The sequence below is a fragment of the Paraburkholderia phytofirmans PsJN genome (genome assembly GCF_000020125.1).
Taxonomy (GTDB): domain Bacteria; phylum Pseudomonadota; class Gammaproteobacteria; order Burkholderiales; family Burkholderiaceae; genus Paraburkholderia; species Paraburkholderia phytofirmans.
The window spans coordinates 1,411,194-1,427,929 of the sequence record NC_010676.1 but is presented as its reverse complement, the minus strand read 5'-3'; the positions used below and the strand labels follow the sequence as shown (position 1 = coordinate 1,427,929).

Below are 16,736 nucleotides of genomic sequence, written 5' to 3'. Positions count from 1 at the left end.
CATGGACGCGACTTCCGCTTCTGCCACCGTCTACGCCGATGCGCGCGTGAGCGCCGGCACGCCGCGCGCGGCGGTGCTGCGCATGGACGGCATCGTCAAACGCTTCGGCGCGTTTCAGGCGTTGACCGATGTCTCGCTCGAACTCTTTGCCGGCGAAGTGCATTGCCTGCTCGGCGAAAACGGCGCGGGCAAGTCGACGCTGTGCAACGTGATGTTCGGCGTGCATCAGCCCGACGCGGGCGCGATGTGGCTCGACGGCGCGCCGTACCAGCCGCATAGTCCGCGCGACGCGCTCACGCACGGCATCGCGATGGTTCATCAGCACTTCAGCCTCGTCGAAGACGTGAGCGTGCTCGATAACCTGCTGCTCGGACAGGTGCGCGGCTGGCTCGATCGCAAACGCGAGGCGCAGCGCGTGCGTGCGCTGGTGGCGGAACTCGGGCTCGCGCTCGATCCGGATACGCGGGTCGCCGATCTCTCCGTGGGTGAAAAGCAGCGCGTCGAGATCGTCAAGTGTTTGATTCGCGAGCCGCGTCTGCTGGTGCTGGATGAACCAACGGCTGTGCTGCTGCCCGCTGAAATCGACGCGCTGCTCGACACGTGCGCACGCGTGGTCGCGCGCGGCTGCGCGGTCGTGCTGGTGACGCACAAGCTGGCCGAGATCCGCCGTATCGCGAGCCGCGCGACGGTGCTGCAAAGCGGCCGTGTGGTGGCTCGTTCGAGCAAGCCGTCCGCCGATGTCGACGCGCTCGTCCGCGCGATGATCCAGCGTCCGGACAGTACGGATCAAGGCGCCGCGGCGAATTCCAATGCGAGCGCCACGCCGCGTTCGGCAACCCGCAGCACGTCGCCCTACACCCGTCCGCTCGCCGACGAAGCCTTGCAGATCGACGGCCTTACGGTGCGCGACGCCGACGGCGTGACACGTCTCGAAGACTGCACGCTGGTGGTCAATCGCGGTGAGATCGTCGGCATTGCGGGCGTGGAGGGCAACGGGCAGAGCGAACTCGGCGCGGTGCTCGCGGGAATGCAGAAGGCGAGTGCGGGGCGCTTCTTCGTACAGGGCAAGGACTGCACTCAGGCTGCACCGCAAACCTTGACCCGGGCGGGTGTCGGCGTGGTGCCGGAAGATCGCCACGCGGTCGGTTGCGTGCCCGACATGAGCCTGACTGAGAACCTCTTTCTCAACCGGCTCGACGACTACGCGCGGGGCGGCTTCATGCGGCGTCGCGCGATGCGCCGCGATGCGCGCGCGCTGATGCAACGCTTCGACGTGCGCGCCGCGAGTCCCGATGTCGCATTTCGCGGCCTCTCCGGCGGCAATCAGCAGAAAGCGGTGCTGGCGCGCGAACTCACGCTCGACGGCCTCGCCGTGCTGGTGGCCGCGCAGCCTACGCGCGGGCTCGACGTCGGCGCGGTGGCCGCGGTGTACGACCATATCCGCGCGGCACGCGACGCAGGCGTCGGCGTGCTGCTGATCTCGTCCGAACTCGACGAACTGATGGCGGTGGCCGACCGCGTCCTCGTCATGTATCGCGGCCGCATCATGGGCACCTGCGTGCCGGAGGCGTCGCAATTCAATCTTCAACGCGAGCGCATTGGCGCATGGATGGCAGGGCAGACAGCATGACCACTTTATCGAGTCCATTTTCCCGCGCCGGCTGGCGTGGTTCGCGGCGGATGAGAACCGCCGCGGTGCTAAGCGGCGCGGCGCTCGTCGCGATTGTCGCGGCCATGGCGCTGATCGCCATCGTCCACGTGCCGCTCGGAGACGCCATGGCCGCGTTCGCCGACGGTGCGTGGGGCTCGCCGTACGCGATCGGCGCGTCGATCAATCGCAGCCTGGTGTTCGCGCTGGTCGGCAGCGGCTTCGTGCTGGCCAATCGCGCGCAGTTGACCAATGTGGGCGGCGAAGGACAGATCGCGATGGGCGGCATCGCCGCCACCGCGGTCAGTCTGTATGGCCACGTCGCACATCTGCCGCTCGGCCTGCCGTTCGTCGTGCCGATGCTGGGGGCGGCCCTGGCGGGCGCCGCGTGGGGCGCAATTCCCGGCTGGCTGAAAGCGCGCGCCGGCACCAACGAGGTGATCAGCACACTGCTGCTGACGTTCATCGCAGTGTGGTTTCTCTACTGGTGCGTGCAATCCGAAGCGCTGCTGCGCCAGCCGATGAGCAACGCGGCCACGCTGCCCGAATCGCTGGATATTCCCGATTCGACCAGGCTGCCGTTGCTCGCCAGTTCGAGTTCGACGGGATTGCACATCGGCTTGCCGATCACGGTCGTGCTGTGTATCGCGGTGGCGCTCGTGCTGGTGTATAGCCGCTTCGGCATGCATCTGCGCGCGGTCGGTTTGAACGCGCTGGCCGCGCGGCGTGCCGGCATGCCGATTACGTCCACCATCGTCGGCGCGTTGGCGCTGGCCGGCGCGCTCGGCGGTCTCGCCGGTGCGTTGATGCTGCAAGGCGATCAGTACTCGCTGAAAGCGGGCTTTTCATCGGGCTACGGTTTCGACGGCCTCGTGGTCGGTTTGCTCGCGCGCGGTTCGATCACCGGCGTCTGCGCGGCGGCGCTGCTGTTCGGCTTTCTGCGCTCGGGCGGCATCAATATGGAAATGGTCGCGTCGGTGCCGTCGGCGCTGGTGCTGGTGGTGCAGGGCATCGTGATCGTCGCGCTGGCGGGCGGCTCGTTGTGGCTCGAACCCAAAGGAGCACGCTGATGAACGCGGAATTCGTAGCGGTTTTCGTCGGCTCGTCGATCCGTTTTGCGGCGCCGCTGATGCTGGCATCGACCGGCGAGCTGATCAGCGAGCGGGCCGGAGTGCTCAACATGAGCGTTGAAGGCATGATGCTTTCGGGGGCGTTTCTCGGTGCGGCCGGTGCATGGGCGACGGGCAACGCAACGCTCGGTCTCGCGATCGGCATGCTCGGCGTGCTGCCGATCGCGTTGCTGCAGGCGTTCCTCAGCGTGACGCTGCGCGCCAATCAGATCGTGACCGGCATCGGCATCAATATTCTGGCGCTCGGCGCGACCACGCTCGCCTATCGCGAGTTGTTCGGCGAGCGTTCGAGCGCGGTGATTCCAGGGCTCGCGCGCTGGTCGCCACCGGGACTCGGCGCGCTGCCCGTGATCGGCGAGCCGGTGTTTCATCAGGTGTGGCTGGTTTATCTCGGCCTCGCGATTCTGCTCGCGACTTCGCTCGTCATGCGGCGTACCGCGCTCGGCGTCGCGCTTCACGCGGTCGGTGCGGCGCCCAGGTCGGTCGATCAATCGGGGCTCTCGGTGACGCGTCTGCGTTATGGCGCGGTGCTGTTTTCCGGCGTCATGTCCGGCGCGGCGGGGTGCTTCATTTCGATCGGCGACATTCACACGTTTACCGAAGGGATGACGAGCGGAGCCGGTTATCTGGCGATTGCCGCGATCATCTTCGGTAACTGGAAGATCGGTCGCACGGTGGGGGCGTGCCTGCTGTTCGGCGCCGCGAGCGCACTGCAGTTCCAGTTACCGTTGATCGGCGTGCAGGTGCCGACCGCGCTGCTGGTGATGCTGCCTTATCTGCTCGCGCTGATCGCGGTGGCCGGGCTGATCGGCCGGCAAACCGCGCCGCTCGCGCTCACCCAGCCGTTTCGCCGCTGAGGCCGCGCTTACAATGCCGGTAGTTAATGCGGGTAGTTACTGCCGGTAGTTCTGCATCGCCACGCATCCCCTTGACGCTACGCTCTCCATCCCTATGACACGTGCTTCAGCCCGATCGGTTTCCGCTGTATCCGCCGTTGCTTCGACAGAGCCCACGACGCAGCGTCAAAAGCTCGCGGCGGCAACCCGTCAGCGCATCTTCAAAATTGCGATCGCGGAGTTCTCCGACAAAGGCCTGAGCGGCGCGCGAGTGGAGACGATCGCGAGCCGCTCGAAGGTCAACATCCGGATGATCTATCACTACTTCGGCGGCAAGGAAGCGCTCTATCTGGAAGTGCTCGAGTTCGTGTTGGGGCGGCTGCGGGAAGCCGAGCTGAAACTCAAGCTGGATGTCGATCAGATCGATCCGGTCACGGCCATCGTGCAGCTTTACGATTTCATCGAAGGACACTTCGCGGCGCATCCCGAACTGTCGAAGCTGCTCTCGTTCGAGAACCTGAACCGCGCCCGCGTGATGAAACGGTCGAGCGCGATTCCGGAAATGTCGTCGCCGGTGCTGACGCTTTTGCGCACGGTGATCGCGCGTGGCGAGGACGACGGCTCGTTGCGCAAGGGCATGGACCCGTTGCATCTGTACGTGGCGCTGGTGAGTCTGTGCTCGTTCCACAAGTCGAATGCTTATACGTTGTCGCGCATTTTCAACACCGACATGCTCGCCGCGCAGTGGCAGGGAGATCACAAAGCTCAGGCGCATGAGATGGTGCGCGCGTTCGTGGTGGCCCCCGCATCGCAGCCCGGGTTGCAGCCCGCGTTGCCCAAGCGTGTGTCGGCGCGAATCCAGGGCGCGTGAGCCCCGAGTTGGTGAGCGCTGCACCACGGGCAGCGCTGGGCGGGGCGTTTCCGGCGGCGCTTCGCGCGCGTCGGCACGGGCGGAAGAGCCCCGCCCAGCAACGGTTTGAAGCGGTTTGCCGAGGTTGAATAAACACTTGGCATAGCTCCTGCTAATTTGAGTCCAAACTTGTATTCAAGATTGAACTCAAGGAAAAACAGGTGCCTATTTCTTCACCCATGACGGTCAAAGGTCTGCTCGCGGCATACGCGGCAGGCAGCCTCACGCCGACCGAAGCCGTGTTGTCGGCGCTGGCGCGAATCGAAGCCAGCAATCGCCCGGAAGCCTGGATTCTGCGTGTGCCGGCAGCCGACGTGCAGGCTCGCGCGAAGGCGCTCGAAGCGTTATACGACGCACAGGGGAGCGCGGTGTTCGAGCACATGCCGCTGTTCGGCGTGCCGTTCGCCGTCAAGGACAATATCGACGTTGCCGGCTTGCCGACTACGGCCGCTTGCGACTCTTTCGCCTACACGCCGGACACGTCGGCATTCGCCGTGCAGCGGCTCATCGACGCCGGCGCCATCCTGATCGGCAAGACCAATCTCGATCAGTTCGCCACCGGCCTTGTCGGCACGCGTTCACCGTATGGCGCCGTGCGGCACAGCGAGTCGCCGCTGCGCGTGTCGGGTGGTTCGAGTTCGGGCTCGGCAGTCGCGGTGGCGACGGGTTGCGTGGCGTTTTCGCTCGGCACCGACACCGCGGGCTCTGGCCGCGTGCCGGCCGGATTCAACGGGCTGGCCGGTCTGAAACCTTCGCTGGGACTGGTCAGCAAACGTGGCGTGGTGCCCGCGTGCCGAAGCCTCGATACGATCTCCGTGTTCGCGCACGACGTCGACGATGCGTGGCGCGTGCTCTGCGAAATCGCCTGCTTCGATTCGCTCGACGGTTACTCGCGCAAGGTGCCGAGCCTTGGCCTGCTGCGTTCGGTTCCGCGCATCGGTGTGCCGGAGCGACTGGAGTTTTATGGCGACGCCATCGCGAGCCGGGCGTTTGCAACCGCGCTAGACACGCTCACCACGCACCTGCATCTGCCGACGCAAGCAATCGACTTCGAGCCGCTCAAAGCGGTCTCGGCCTTGCTCTACGACGGCCCGTGGGTCGCGGAACGGCGCGCGGCGCTCGGCACGTTTTTCGAAACCCATCACCAGGCGATCGATGCGGTCGTGGCCAAGGTGATCGGCAAGGCCGAGCAGTTCAGCGCCGCCGATGCCTTTAACGGCCAGTACGCGCTGGCCGATCTGAAACGTCATGCCGAAGCGCTCTTCGAAACCATCGACATCCTGATCGTGCCCACCACGCCGACGCATCCGTTGATCGCCGACGTGCAGGCCAATCCTATCGAATTGAACAGCCAGCTCGGCTACTACACCAACTTCGTCAACCTGCTCGATCTATGCGCGCTGGCCGTGCCGTGTCAGCGGCGCAGCGACGGCTTGCCGGCCGGCGTGACGCTGATCGCGCCGAGCGGCGCGGACCGGCGCCTCGCCGAACTCGGCGCGCGGATTCAGGCGTTGTTCGCGAACGGCACCGAAACCGCGGAGGCCGTAACAACAGCCGCGCTCATCCAGCCGCTGCCGTTTCAGGAATCCACCGTCACCCTCGCGGTGGTCGGCGCGCATCTGCGCGGCCAGCCGTTGAACTGGCAACTCCAGCAAGCCGGCGCGCGTTTCGTGAAAGCGACGCACACCGCACCAGGCTACAAGCTCTACGCACTCGCCAACACCCAGCCGCCGAAGCCCGGCCTCGTGCGTTCAACGGAACAGCACGGCCAGCCAATCGCCATCGAACTCTGGGAAGTGCCGCTGCGCAGTTTCGGCCAATTCGTCGCCGACGTGCCCGCGCCGCTCGGCATCGGCACGTTGCAACTCGCCGAAGGCCACAGCGCGAAAGGCTTCATCTGCGAGCCGTCGGCGGTGAGCGAGGACAGCGGCGCGCGCGACATCACGTTGTTCGGCGGCTGGCTTGCGTACCTCGCGAGCCTCAAAGCCAACCCCAAGGCCAATCCGCAAGCCGATACCCAGACCAACGCTCTTTAACCTTCGATCAGGAATTGGACACCATGACCAGCCGCCGCCATTTCATCAAGAGCGCCAGCCTGTTGACGCTCGGCAATATTCTGCCCATCCAGTCGGTGTTCGCCGCGCCGAAGACCACCGTCGGCGTGATCTACGTCGGCGCGCGCGGCGACTACGGCTACAACCAGGCGCAAGCGCAAGCCGCCGCGGTGATCAAGAAGATGCCTGACGTGAAAGTGGTGGAGGAAGAGAACGTGCCCGAGACCATCGCCGTGCAGAAGACGATGGAAGCGATGATCGAACAGGACGGCGCCACGCTCATCTTCGCGACCTCGTTCGGCTACTTCGACCCGCACGTGCTGAAGATGGCGGCGAAGTATCCGAAGGTGCGATTCGCTCATTGCGGCGGTTTGTGGAAGCAGGGCAACCCGTCGAACATCACCAGCTACTTCGGCTATATCGACGAATGCCAGTACCTGAACGGCGTGGTCGCCGGCCATATGACGAAGAGCAAGAAGCTCGGCTTCGTCGCGGCCAAGCCGATTCCGCAGGTGCTGCGCAACATCAATTCGTTCACGCTCGGCGCGCAGTCGGTCGATCCGTCCATCACGACGCAGGTGATTTTCACGGGCGACTGGTCGATGCCGGTGAAGGAAGCCGAAGCCACCAATAGTCTCGTCGATCAGGGCTGCGATGTGCTGACCTGTCACGTCGACGGTCCGAAGGTGGTAGTCGAAACGGCGGAAAAGCGCGGCGCGATGAGCTGCGGCTACCACGCGAGCCAGGCCGCGCTCGCGCCCAAGGGTTATCTGACGGGCGCGGAATGGGATTGGGCCACGCCATACAAGCAACTGGTGACGGGCGCGCAAGCCGGCACGCCGCAACCCAACGTCTTGCGCGGCGGCCTGAAAGAAGGCTTCGTGAAGATGTCGCCGTACGGCGCGAAGGTCACGGCAGCCGCGAAGCAGAACGCCGACTCGATCAGAAGCAGCATGGTGGCCGGCAACTTCGTGATCTTCAAAGGCCCGATGAAGGACAACAAGGGCGGCACGGCGATCGCCTCGGGCGCGAGTCACAGTCAGACCGACTACACGCTGGAGAGCATGAACTATCTGGTCGCGGGCGTCGTCGGCCAGATCTGATTCCGGTGACGGCGATGTTCGCTTCAATCAAGGAGCCGTGATGCGCCCCAATGCCTCTGCCGCGAGAGTGATGCTCTCATTCCTGCCCGCGCTGCCGACCGTGCTGGCGGTGCTCGGCACCTTGCTGCTGTTCTCGCTGTTTCTGCTGGCGCAGGGACAGCCGGCGCCCGATGCGATCGCGCTGATTTTCCAGGGCGCGTTCGGTTCCTCGTTCGCGTGGCAAAGCACCTTGCTGCGTGCCGCGCCGTTGATGCTCACGGCCCTGTGTGTCGCGTTGCCCGCACAGGTCGGCTTGATCGTGATCGGCGGCGAGGGCGCACTCGCGCTCGGCGGCATGTGCGCCGCCATCGTCCCGCAGATGCTGCCGCATAACACGCCCTGGCTCATCGCCACACCGTTGATGGCGCTTGCCGGCATGCTCGCCGGCGGCGTCTGGATCGGCGCGGTCGGCGCGTTGCGGCAATGGCGCGGTGTCAACGAGACCATCAGCAGCCTGTTGATGTCGTATATCGCGATCGCGGTATTCAAGCATCTGGTGGAAGGGCCGTTGCGCGATCCGGCAAGCCTGAACAAACCGTCGACACTACCGGTGCCCGACGCGATGATGATCGGTTCGATTCCGGGACTCGATACGCATTGGGGCCTGTTCTGGGGCGTCGTTGCATGCATCGCGGCGTGGGTGTTCGTGAAGTTCAGCACCAAAGGATTCGCGATGCGCGTGGTGGGCGGCAGCAATCGCGCGGCGCGTCTGGTCGGCTTGCCGGTCAATATGCTCGCGCTCACGGCGTGCGTGCTGGGCGGCGCCGCGGCCGGCCTCGGCGGCATGTTCGAAGTGGCGGCGGTGCAGGGCAGCGCGAACGCGTCGCTGCTCGCGGGCTATGGTTACGCGGGCATTCTCGTCGCCTTTGCGGCGCGCCAGAACCCGCTCGCGATCATCGCGTGCGCGTTGATGATCGGCGGCATCGAGGCGAGCGGCAGTCTGCTGCAACGGCGCCTCGATCTGCCCGACGCCACCACGCTCGTCCTGCAAGGGCTGCTGTTCGCCAACCTGCTCGCGTGGGAAGCGCTCGGCGGCCGCATCGCCGCATGGCGCGTGAAGTTGCAGGCCATTGCGCAGACCGATCTTCCCGTGCAACTGGAGCGGACCCATGCCTGATATGCACTCACCCATCGTCATTCTGTTGCTGTCGCTGTTCGCGGGAGCGATCCGCGTCAGCACGCCTTATCTGTTCGTCAGTCTCGGCGAGTGTTTGACCGAGAAGGGCGGCCGCGTGAATCTCGGCCTGGAAGGCATTCTCGTGTCCGGCGCGATGAGCGGTTATGCGGGCGCATTTCTGAGCGGCTCGCCGTGGATCGGCGTGCTTGCCGCGGGTTCGGTCGGCTTGCTGCTCGGTTGCCTGCACGGGCTCGTGTGCTCGTTGCCGCGCGTGTCGGATATCGCATTCGGTATCGCGTTGATGCTGCTCGGCACCGGCCTCGCGTTCTATCTCGGCAAACCGTTTATCGAACCGCAAGCGCCGATGCTGCCGTTCATCGACCTCGGCGCGTGGAGTTCGTCGCCGCAGTTGCATAACGCGCTGCATCTGAACCTGCTGTTCGTGATCGGCGTGGCGCTCGCGTTCGTTCTGCAATGGGGCTTGCGCAATACGCGCTGGGGCATGGTGCTGCGGCTCGTCGGCGATCACGCGGAAACGGCGCGGGCGATGGGCTATCCGCTCACGCGTGTGCGGATAGCGGCGACCGCGGTGGGCGGCGTGTTTGCGGGCGTGGGCGGTGCGTATCTGTCGCTCGTGTATCCGGGGAGCTGGAACGAAGGGCTCTCCAGCGGTCAGGGGTTGATGGCCGTCGCGCTGGTGATCTTCGCGCGCTGGCAGCCGCTGCGCTGTCTATGGGCCGCGTTGCTGTTCGGCGCCGCGGGCGCGCTCGGCCCGGCGTTGCAGGCGATCGGCGTGACGAGCGGCTACTACCTCTATAACGCCGCGCCGTATGTGCTGACGCTCGTGATCATGATCATCAACTGCCGTCCGGATCGCACGCTGGCGGGCGCGCCTGGGGAGTTGAGCCTGACGCGCTGACACGCGCGCCCATTCGCGGACCTTGCTGACATTCACGAACCCAAACCAGGACACCTAGACCATGACCCGATTCATCGAAGCGAGACCCTACCCGTGGCCCTACGACGGCAACCTGCGCCCGGAGAACACCGCGCTCGTGATCATCGACATGCAGACGGATTTCTGCGGCCACGGCGGCTATGTCGACAAGATGGGCTACGACCTCTCGCTCACGCGCGCGCCGATCGAGCCGATCAAACGCGTGCTGAAGACGATGCGCGAGCAGGGCTTCACAATCATTCACACGCGCGAAGGCCATCGTCCCGATCTCTCCGATCTGCCCGCCAACAAGCGCTGGCGTAGCCGTCGCGCGGGCACCGACGGCGTGGGCATCGGCGACGACGGTCCGTGCGGCAAGATCCTCGTGCGCGGCGAACCGGGCTGGGACATCATCGACGAACTGAAGCCGGTCGCGGGCGAGATCGTGATCGACAAGCCCGGCAAGGGGTCGTTCTGCGCGACCGATCTCGAACTGATCCTGCGCACGCGCGGCATCGAGAATCTGATTCTGACCGGTATCACGACCGACGTCTGCGTGCACACGACCATGCGCGAAGCCAACGACCGCGGTTTCGAATGCACGGTGCTCGCCGACTGTTGCGGCGCGACCGACAAAGGCAATCACGACGCCGCCTTGCACATGATTACGATGCAAGGCGGCGTGTTCGGCACGGTGTCGGACTCCGGCGCTTTGCTGCTAACGCTAGGTGGATGATTATGTCGACCGTACGGCAAGCTCTTGGTGTTGAAGTCATGCATGCGAGCAAATCGTTCGGCGCGTTTCGCGCGCTGGACGACGTTTCGATCAAGGTCAAGGCCGGTACGATCCACGCGCTGCTCGGCGAGAACGGCGCGGGCAAAAGCACGCTCGTGAAGGGCCTGGTCGGCTACGGCGTGCTCGACGACGGACAGATCGCCGCCGACGGCCGCGAAGTGCTGATCCACTCGCCACGCGATGCACAGGCGCTCGGTATCGGCATGGTGTATCAGCATTTCACGCTGGCCTCAGGGTTGTCTGTCGAAGAAAACCTGCTGCTCGCGCGCGGGCAGATGCCGTGGAAAATCGACTGGAAAACGGAACGCGCCGCGCTGCTGGCGTTCATGCAGCGCATGCCGTTCCGCTTGCCGCTCGACGCGCCGGTTGCGGCACTTGCCGCGGGTGAAAAGCAGAAGCTCGAAATCCTCAAGCAACTCTACTTGCAGCAACGCTTCCTGATACTGGACGAACCGACTTCCGTGCTGACGCCGCAGGAAGCCGACGAAGTCCTCGGCCTGATGCGCGAGCTGACCACACGCGGCGAGCTCACCGTGCTGATGATCACGCACAAGTTCCGCGAAGTGATGGCCTACGCGGACGACGTCACCGTGTTGCGCAAGGGGCGCCAGGTCGGCACCAGCGCGGTGGCGAACACCAGCCGCGACGAACTCGCCGCATGGATGATGGGCACGGTGGCCACGAGCGATGCGCCTGTCATGGCCGCGGTGATAGAGGAGCGCGTGCAGCGCAAACCGCTTGCTGAGTCGGCCCAGGTGCGCCTTGCCCTACGCGATGTCTCCGTGGAAGACGATCGCGGCCACATGGCGGTGAAGCACGCGACGCTGTCCGTGCGCGCGGGCGAAATCCTCGGGCTTGCGGGCGTCTCCGGTAACGGTCAGAAGGAACTGGTGGAAGCACTGGTCGGCCAGCGCCGCGTTAAAACCGGCGACATGCAGGTGGCCGGCAAGCCATACCAGGCGACGCGCGAGCAGATGACGCAACGGCGGCTCTTCGCGATTCCCGAAGAGCCGCTGAAAAACGCCTGCGTCGGCGCCATGAGCGTGGCGCAGAATCTCGCGCTGCGCGACTTCGACCGTGAGCCGTTGCGGCGCGGCGGCTGGTGGCTCGATCGCCGCGCCATGCGCGCGCGTGCTACGCAGTTGATCGGCGAATTCAACGTGCGCCCGCCAGTGCCGGAGCGCGCAATCGGTACGCTCTCGGGCGGCAACGTGCAACGCGCGGTGCTGGCGCGCGAACTCGGACAGCCGGTGGATGTGCTGATCGTCGCCAATCCCGTTTTCGGTCTCGACTTCGCATCCGTGGCCGATATCCATGCGCGTCTGATGGCCGCGCGCGATGCGGGCGCGGCCGTGCTGCTGGTCAGCGAAGACCTCGACGAACTGCTCGAACTCGCTGACCGCATCATGGTGATCGCCGAGGGCGAGCTGGTGTACGAAACCCCGGCGGCACGCGCGGATCGCACCGTGCTCGGCCAGCATATGGCCGGCCACGGCGACACGCCAACGCAGCCCGCCGCGCCCGCCGAAAAACTCAGGGAAGCCCTTGGATGACATCGACTAACACGCTGACCATCGACGCCCAACCCGGCCCATTCAGCTTCGACTCCGCGAAAACGGCGCTGGTCGTGATCGACATGCAGCGCGATTTCATCGAGCCGGGCGGCTTCGGCGAATCGCTCGGCAACGACGTCTCGCTGCTCGCGGACATCGTGCCGACAGTAGCCGCGTTGCTCGCCTTCGCGCGCAAGCACCACTGGTTCGTCGTGCATACGCGTGAATCGCACGCTCCAGATCTGTCCGACTGTCCGCCGGCCAAACGTCTGCGCGGCGCGCCGAATGCGCGCATCGGCGACGCCGGGCCGATGGGCCGCATTCTGATTCGCGGCGAGCCCGGCAATGCGATCGTCGAACCGCTCGCGCCGCTTGCCGGCGAACTGGTGATCGACAAACCCGGCAAGGGTGCGTTCCATGCGACCCGCCTCGGCGAAGAACTCGCGATGCGCGGCGTCACGCATCTGGTGTTCGCCGGCGTGACCACCGAAGTGTGCGTGCAAACATCGATGCGCGAAGCCAACGACCGCGGCTACGACAGCCTGCTGATCGAGGACGCCACCGCGAGCTATTTCCCCGCGTTCAAACAGGCGACGCTCGAGATGGTGCGCTCGCAGGGCGGCATTGTCGGCTGGACCGCGCCGTTTGCTTCATTGATCAAAACCGACGAGACGACCCAGGCATGGAAATAAATCAGCCCGAAATCGTGGCACAGGTCCACGCGGCGTTCATCGAATACGAGAGCGCGCTGTTGGATAACGACGTCGCGGCCATGAACGCGCTGTTCTGGCACACGCCGGAAACGGTGCGCTACGGCATCGCTGAAATCCAGCACGGCGGCGAGGCGATCCGTGCGTGGCGCGAGCACTGCGAGCCGGTGCCGAAGTCGCGTAAACTGCATCGCACCGTGGTGACGACCTTCGGAACGGACTTCGCCACCGTCAGTACCGAGTTCACCAGCGACGCCACGCATCTGCTCGGCCGCCAGATGCAAACCTGGGCGAGATTCAGTCCCGACGAAGGCTGGAAGATCGTCGCCGCGCACGTGAGCCTGATCAATTCTCCGGCCGGCCCATGAAACGCCGATAATAAGAAAAAAGGGACCTTGGCATCATGAACGACGACCCGACGAATCTGCTGGAGACGCCAGCCGCATCCGGCATGCAGGAGACGCCTGCCGCGCCGGCCCCGGCCAATCCGCTTGCCGAGCAGGTGTACCAGCAGCTCAAGACCGACATCTTCAGCTTTCGCCTGTTTCCCGGCGACCGCTTTTCCGAAAACGGCATCGCGCAACACTACGGCGTGTCGCGCACGCCGATGCGCGACGGCCTGTTCCGTCTGCAACGCGAAGGCTACCTGGAAGTTGGCTTCCGGCGCGGCTGGAAAGTCTCGCCGATCAACTTCGATCAGCTCGATCAGCTCTACGATTTGCGTATCGTGCTGGAAGTTGCGGCGGTGGAGCGGGTGGGAGCGGGCGGTGACGCCGCGCATGCGGCCGTCGAGGAGTTGAAGGCGGTCTGGTGCGTGGCGCCCGAGTTGCGCGAGAGCGATCCCGTGAAAATGTTCGGCATGGACGAAAACTTTCACCGGCAACTCGTCGCCGCCACGGGCAATATGGAAATGCTGCGCGTGCATAACGAAGTGACCGAGCGCATCCGCATCGTGCGGCGGCTCGATTTTCTGAAACCGCACCGCACCAGCGCCACTTACGACGAGCATTCCACCATGCTCAATCTGATCGAACGCAACCGCCTGACCGAGGCGATCATTCTGCTGCGCGCGCATATCACGCAGAGCAAGCTGGAAGTGCGCAAGATCACACTGTCGATGCTCGCGGCAGCACGCGATAGCAAACTGCCGTTCGTGTCTTGAGCGGTAGGTTGTAGCTGCTCGATGCGCTCCAAGGCTCAATCGTAAGAGAACGCGCCGCCGAACTTCTCGATGCGTTCGAGCGCCATCCCCGAGCCGCGCACCACGCACGTCAGCGGCGCTTCGGCGACGAACACCGGCAAGCCGGTTTCCTCAGCGAGCAAGCGGTCGAGATCGCGCAGCAGCGCGCCGCCGCCCGCCAGCATGATGCCGCGCTCGGCGATATCCGCGCCCAGTTCCGGCGGCGTCTGTTCCAGCGCGATCTTCACGGCCGAGACGATCTGGTTGAGCGGATCGGTCAGCGCTTCGAGAATCTCGTTGCTCGACACCGTGAAACTGCGCGGAATCCCTTCGGACATATTGCGGCCCTTGACTTCCATCTCCTTAACCTCGGAGCCCGGAAACGCGGAGCCGATTTCCTTCTTGATCGCTTCGGCGGTTTGCTCGCCGATCAGCATGCCGTAGTTGCGGCGAATGTAGTTGACGATGGCGTCGTCGAACTTGTCGCCGCCCACGCGCACCGAGCCTTTATAGACGATGCCGCCGAGCGAGATCACGCCCACTTCGGTCGTGCCGCCGCCGATGTCGACGACCATCGAACCGGTCGGGTCCGACACCGGCAAGCCCGCGCCGGTCGCCGCGGCCATCGGCTCTTCGATCAGATAGACCTGCGAGGCGCCGGCACTGTGCGCGGCTTCTTTAATCGCGCGCCGCTCCACCTGGGTCGAACCGCACGGCACGCAGATGATGATGCGCGGCGACGGCGCGAACATGCGCGACTCGTGCGCCATCTGAATGAAGCGCTTGATCATCTGCTGGGTGATGTTGAAGTCGGCGATCACGCCGTCCTTCATCGGGCGGATCGCCTCGATATTGCCCGGCACCTTGCCGAGCATCTGTTTTGCTTCCTTGCCGACGGCCAGAATGATCTTCTTGCCGTTCGGACCGCCTTCCTGGCGAATCGACACCACTGACGGTTCGTCGAGCACGATGCCCTTGCCGCGCATGTAAATCAGGGTGTTCGACGTGCCGAGGTCGATTGCCAGGTCATTGGAAAAATAGCCGCGCAGAAAACCGAACATGCAAATTCCTGTCTCTCGGAAGTCGGGCGCAAAGCGCCGCTTGGAGTGCCGCCCGAAGGCGGCAGGCGACCAGTTGACGGTCGGGAGAGACGCAAGAATAACAGTTTCGGGTCTGCGGGCTTTTTAGCGGTTGCGATTGCGGCGCCTCGCGGGCCGCTTACTGCGCGGTGGCAAGCGTCGGATCGATATAAGCGCTCACGTTCTGCGACTGTTTGTACACGGCATTGCGCACGTTGAACTTGTCGGCGTTCACGCTCGAACCGTACACGGAGTCGAGTCCGTCACCTTTGGTAAAGGCCTTTTTCGCCGCCGCGGCGTCGAGCAGATGCGTGCCCTTCAACAAGGGCAGGTACTGCGCCGGCGTGAGACCGACCCGTGCGGACATGATCTTGACCGCGTCCGGCTGCGTCTTCGGATCGTTGATATAGGCTACGCAGCGATACCAGACCTTGATCACCTTGGCCCAATCGGCCTTGCGCGATTGCAGGCTGACGGGATTGACCGTGATTGCGTCGTAGATCAGGCCGGGGGCGTCGGCAGAGGTGAAAATGGGCCGCGAGCCCGGCACACGCTTGAGCGCTTCGCCCGCGTTCGGTTGCCACGCGCCGACGGCGGCGACGTCGCCGGATGAGGCGAGCACTTGCGGCAATTCGTTGGTCTTCGCATTGACGAGGGTGAGGTCCGATTCCTTCAGCGCATGTTTTTCGAGTGCGGTGTCGAGCAGCAGGTGATCGACGAGGCCCATTTCGACGCCGACCTTCTTGCCCTTCAGTCCTTCCACCGTGCGCACCGGCGGCTTGGCGACGATCATGTCGTTGCCGCTCGAATAGTCGGTGAGCAGGATCATCACGTTCTTCGCGCCGCTTGCGCCGGTCACGAGCGCATCGCCGTTGGTCGCGCCGACCGCGTCGAGTTTGCCGGCGGAAAATGCATCGAGCGACGCGGAGTAGTCGAACCATTGAAAATTGACGTCGACGCCGGCTTCCTTGAACCAGCCTTTTTCGATGGCGATCTGGAAAGCGACGAAGCCGGGCCAGTCGCTATAGCCGATGGCGAGCGGCGCGGCCGCAGCCTGCGCCGGGCTGGCGGCAGGACCCGCCGCAAGCCCGATAGCGAGCGCGGCGGCGGCTACAGCGAGGGCGCCACGCGTGCGCAGGGCCGAGGCGATGCGGGCAGGCGAGGCGAGGGAAGCGCGGGAAGTACGCGAAGTGCGAGACGTCAGGACGGATTCGAAGCGTTTCATCGTTTTCTCCAGGAGACCGGTCAATTGCGATTGTTGAGTTGGATCGCGCGGCGACTGCGCGATGAAACAACATGACCGGTTCCCGCGAGAGAACGAAGACAGAGCACGAACGAAAAAGCGCGGAAACTGCGGGAGACAAACACCGGCCACGGAGAGGCACGATAGACATTGCTATCGCCAATCTCCCGGGCTTTTGTCCCGCCGTGTAGTGCGGCAGGCGGTTCGTGCTTGCAGTGAAAAACTCGCAATCGAACCGCCGGCGCACCGGGCTGCTCTCGGACCAGACATTCTCGCGAACCGGAACCCTAGCATCCCTAAGATGCGACGCTGCCGCACCTCTCGGTCAGTTATCTAGCGAGAAATATGCCAGCGGGTCGCGCCGTCCAGACCGTTGCGGGCGCTCGAACACAAGTACACTG

15 protein-coding genes and 1 riboswitch are annotated in these 16,736 nt (G+C 64.7%); of the genes, 13 read left to right on the top strand and 2 right to left on the bottom strand.

The features are described from left to right. Position 1: 1 nt before the first annotated feature. From BPHYT_RS26080 to BPHYT_RS26020, 13 genes are all read left to right on the top strand, one after another. Entirely contained in the window at positions 2-1,630 is a 1,629-nt protein-coding gene (locus BPHYT_RS26080; protein WP_012427115.1) for an ABC transporter ATP-binding protein, read from the top strand. Beyond that, positions 1,627-2,718, top strand: coding sequence for an ABC transporter permease (locus BPHYT_RS26075; protein ID WP_012427114.1), 1,092 nt, complete (start codon positions 1,627-1,629; stop codon positions 2,716-2,718). The genes BPHYT_RS26080 and BPHYT_RS26075 overlap by 4 nt, the downstream gene beginning before the upstream one ends. Further along, a complete protein-coding gene (locus BPHYT_RS26070) occupies positions 2,718-3,635 on the top strand; it encodes an ABC transporter permease (protein WP_012427113.1) in 918 nt (305 codons plus the stop codon). The genes BPHYT_RS26075 and BPHYT_RS26070 overlap by 1 nt, the downstream gene beginning before the upstream one ends. A 94-nt stretch (positions 3,636-3,729) precedes the next feature. Beyond that, positions 3,730-4,485 carry a TetR/AcrR family transcriptional regulator gene (locus BPHYT_RS26065; RefSeq protein ID WP_012427112.1) on the top strand — a complete coding sequence of 252 codons (756 nt, stop codon included), beginning with the start codon at positions 3,730-3,732 and terminating at the stop codon, positions 4,483-4,485. A 218-nt stretch (positions 4,486-4,703) separates the two neighbouring features. Then, positions 4,704-6,560 (top strand): allophanate hydrolase, encoded by a 1,857-nt coding sequence (gene atzF, locus BPHYT_RS26060; RefSeq protein ID WP_012427111.1) that lies wholly within the window; start codon positions 4,704-4,706, stop codon positions 6,558-6,560. 23 nt (positions 6,561-6,583) lie between these two features. Then, on the top strand, positions 6,584-7,681 hold the full coding sequence (locus tag BPHYT_RS26055) for a BMP family ABC transporter substrate-binding protein (RefSeq protein ID WP_012427110.1): 1,098 nt from the start codon (positions 6,584-6,586) through the stop codon (positions 7,679-7,681). Positions 7,682-7,721: 40 nt separating this feature from the next. Continuing rightward, the gene (locus tag BPHYT_RS26050) at positions 7,722-8,837 is read left to right on the top strand and encodes an ABC transporter permease (protein ID WP_012427109.1); all 1,116 of its coding nucleotides are present in this window, start codon (positions 7,722-7,724) and stop codon (positions 8,835-8,837) included. Further along, complete coding sequence (locus BPHYT_RS26045) at positions 8,830-9,756, top strand: ABC transporter permease (protein ID WP_012427108.1); 927 nt, start codon at positions 8,830-8,832, stop codon at positions 9,754-9,756. Before BPHYT_RS26050 ends, BPHYT_RS26045 begins: the two co-directional genes overlap by 8 nt. A 61-nt stretch (positions 9,757-9,817) precedes the next feature. Continuing rightward, on the top strand, positions 9,818-10,510 hold the full coding sequence (biuH, locus tag BPHYT_RS26040; RefSeq protein ID WP_012427107.1) for a biuret amidohydrolase: 693 nt from the start codon (positions 9,818-9,820) through the stop codon (positions 10,508-10,510). 2 nt (positions 10,511-10,512) lie between these two features. Beyond that, positions 10,513-12,123, top strand: coding sequence for an ABC transporter ATP-binding protein (locus BPHYT_RS26035; protein WP_012427106.1), 1,611 nt, complete (start codon positions 10,513-10,515; stop codon positions 12,121-12,123). Next, the gene (locus BPHYT_RS26030) at positions 12,120-12,815 is read left to right on the top strand and encodes a cysteine hydrolase family protein (protein WP_012427105.1); all 696 of its coding nucleotides are present in this window, start codon (positions 12,120-12,122) and stop codon (positions 12,813-12,815) included. The genes BPHYT_RS26035 and BPHYT_RS26030 overlap by 4 nt, the downstream gene beginning before the upstream one ends. Next, positions 12,806-13,201, top strand: coding sequence for an oxalurate catabolism protein HpxZ (gene hpxZ / locus BPHYT_RS26025; protein ID WP_012427104.1), 396 nt, complete (start codon positions 12,806-12,808; stop codon positions 13,199-13,201). Before BPHYT_RS26030 ends, hpxZ begins: the two co-directional genes overlap by 10 nt. 35 nt (positions 13,202-13,236) lie before the next feature. Further along, positions 13,237-13,995 carry a GntR family transcriptional regulator gene (locus BPHYT_RS26020; protein WP_012427103.1) on the top strand — a complete coding sequence of 253 codons (759 nt, stop codon included), beginning with the start codon at positions 13,237-13,239 and terminating at the stop codon, positions 13,993-13,995. A 35-nt stretch (positions 13,996-14,030) separates the two neighbouring features. Here BPHYT_RS26020 and BPHYT_RS26015 read toward each other — a convergent pair whose 3' ends face one another. Both BPHYT_RS26015 and BPHYT_RS26010 read right to left on the bottom strand, forming a co-directional pair. Beyond that, positions 14,031-15,074, bottom strand: a complete 1,044-nt coding sequence (locus tag BPHYT_RS26015) for a rod shape-determining protein (protein WP_012427102.1) — start codon at positions 15,072-15,074, stop codon at positions 14,031-14,033. Positions 15,075-15,231: 157 nt separating this feature from the next. Beyond that, a complete protein-coding gene (locus BPHYT_RS26010) occupies positions 15,232-16,317 on the bottom strand; it encodes an ABC transporter substrate-binding protein (protein WP_012427101.1) in 1,086 nt (361 codons plus the stop codon). A gap of 180 nt (positions 16,318-16,497) precedes the next feature. Continuing rightward, positions 16,498-16,637, bottom strand: a riboswitch (guanidine-I (ykkC/yxkD leader). Positions 16,638-16,736 lie beyond the last annotated feature (99 nt).